This window comes from Pseudomonas sp. EA_65y_Pfl1_P113 (genome assembly GCF_963970525.1).
GTDB lineage: Bacteria > Pseudomonadota > Gammaproteobacteria > Pseudomonadales > Pseudomonadaceae > Aquipseudomonas > Aquipseudomonas tritici.
The window spans coordinates 1-467 of record NZ_CAXAQM010000509.1; the positions used below are offsets into that span (position 1 = coordinate 1).

General features: G+C 67.9%; 1 protein-coding gene. It reads right to left on the reverse strand.

Annotated features, from left to right (window positions below; genetic code table 11):
• On the reverse strand, positions 1 to 456 hold a 456-nt coding region (locus AACY52_RS30815; RefSeq protein WP_339561466.1), incomplete at its 3' end, for a PLP-dependent transferase.
• Positions 457 to 467: the final 11 nt, after the last annotated feature.

The window sequence follows — 467 nt, forward strand, 5'->3', positions numbered from 1 at the left end:
CGCATCTTCAAATGCCTGCGGATCGCGCGCATCGACCACAGTCGTCTCGATGCCGAATTTGGGCAGCAGCGTGTCGACCAGCCAGCGGCACGATCCGAACGCCGCGCGCCCGGCCACGACATGGTCGCCGGTCTGGAGCTGGCACAGCAGCACCGCGGTCATCGCCGCCATGCCCGTCGCCATCGTGCGGCACGCCTCGGCCCCTTCGAGCAAGGCGATGCGCGCTTCGAGCATCTCGACCGTCGGGTTCTGCAGCCGCGAATAGGTCATGCCGATCTGATCACCGGCAAAGCGCGCCGCCGCATCGGCCGCGCAATCATAGGCATAGCCCGAGGTGAGGAACAGCGCCTCGGAGGTTTCCCCCCATTCGCTGCGCGCGGTGCCGCCACGCACGGCTTGCGTTGCGGGGCGCCACTGGCGCGTGATGCTTTGGTCCTGGCCGGTGCGACGTTTCATGGGGCACGCTT